Origin of the sequence: Curvibacter gracilis ATCC BAA-807 (assembly GCF_000518645.1) — a bacterium.
GTDB classification, from domain to species: Bacteria; Pseudomonadota; Gammaproteobacteria; order Burkholderiales; family Burkholderiaceae_C; genus Curvibacter; species Curvibacter gracilis.
This window is the reverse complement of the sequence record NZ_JADZ01000077.1, coordinates 1-1,498: the sequence shown is the minus strand read 5'-3', so window position 1 is coordinate 1,498 and position 1,498 is coordinate 1. Positions and strand designations below refer to the sequence as shown.

Here is a 1,498-nt window from a genome sequence, read left to right as displayed (position 1 = left end):
CCTGAATCCGTGAGCCCAAGAGTGAAAGTGCCTCACCCTGCGGGTGCGTTCGATTTGAGGTAGTTTGGTAAACGCGAGACAGGTGTGGGGCGTTGATGGGCCTGTTGCAAACGCAGTACCTGAGTTCTTCCAATGCGCCCCTTCATCGTCAAGCAGCTCGACTACGACCTCACCCCGGTAGCCGGTCTGGCGCTGGTCGGACATCACCTGAATCGACTCGCGCCAGTGTTCAAGCGACTCGATGCCGCCTTGCCCGTGAGAAATGGCGTTGCCAACAGCGACATCCTGCGCAGCTACCTGGGCCTGCTGGTGCAGGGCAAGAGCGACTTCGATGCGATTGAGAACTTCCGCGGCGATGCCTTCTTCAAGCAGGCGCTGGGCATCCAGCTGTTGCCCTCCAGCCCGACGCTGCGCCAGCGCATGGACACGCGCGCGGACGAGCTGTTTGACTTCCTGGCGACGCTGATCGAGAAGCTGCTGGACAGCACGCGGGTCGACTATGGCGTCTTGCCTTGTGGCTGGCTGCCGCTGGATGTCGACACGTTCGCCATGGACAACGGCGGCACCGCCAAGGACGGCGTAGGACGCACCTACACCGGCGTCGATGGCTACTGCCCGCTGGCCGCGTACCTGGGCTCGAACGGGTTCTGCCTGGAGTTGGCGCTGCGCCCTGGCGTGCAGCATTCGGCACGTGAGACGCAATTCAACTTCGAGCGGGTGATCCCGATGGCGCAGCGCCTGAGCGCGGCGGGTCCGAAGGCGCCGATCCTGGCACGCCTGGACTCTGGCTTCGACTCCACGGAGCTGGTGTGCGAGATGGAGTCGTATAACGCTGCAGGCGTGCCGCAACTGGACTGGCTGATCAAGTGGAACCCGCGCACGACCAACGTGGCGGCGCTGGCCGAGCGCCTTGATGGTGACACCGCCACGATCTGGGAGCATCCCCGCGCGGGCAAGCGCGTGACGCTGTGGGAAGAGGCGCTGCACATCGAAGGCATCGAGCGGCCACTGCGCCGCGTGCTGCGCCTGACTGAACGCACCATCGACGCGAAGGGCCAGTTGCTGATCGAGCCCAAGCTCACGCTGGACGGCTGGAGCACGAGCCTGAGCGCCAAACAGTTCGATGCTAAAGCCATCGTCGCGCTGTACGCCGACCACGGCACGCACGAGCAGTTCCACTCCGAGTTCAAGACCGACCTCGATCTGGAGCGGCTGCCCTCGGGCAAGTTCGATACCAATTACCTGGTGTGCGAGCTCGCGGCGCTGGCCATGAACATCCTTCGCCTGATGGGACAGGCCGGACTGCTGGGGCCCGATGCGCCGGTACGCCATGCGGCCAAGCGCCGGCGCATCAAGACCGTGATGCAGGAACTCATCTACCGCGCCGGGCGCCTCATCGAGCATGGCCGGCGCGTCATCCTCGGACTGGGCGCCAATGATCGCTCGGCCAAGGCCTTCCAGCGGCTGCACGGAGAACTCTTCGCTGCCTGCGGCTAAG

The 1,498-nt window shown here is 64.6% G+C and carries 1 protein-coding gene; it reads left to right on the top strand.

Annotation, left to right across the window (positions count from 1 at the left end; translation table 11 throughout):
- The first annotated feature begins 132 nt into the window (after positions 1 to 132).
- Complete coding sequence (locus tag L880_RS0125585; RefSeq protein ID WP_027478017.1) at positions 133 to 1,497, top strand: IS1380 family transposase; 1,365 nt, start codon at positions 133 to 135, stop codon at positions 1,495 to 1,497.
- Position 1,498: the final 1 nt, after the last annotated feature.

What these genes read in the sequence shown, in the direction of transcription:
- L880_RS0125585 (WP_027478017.1), top strand. Translation starts at nt 133, where the DNA reads ATGCGCCCCTTCATCGTCAAGCAGCTCGACTACGACCTCACCCCGGTA.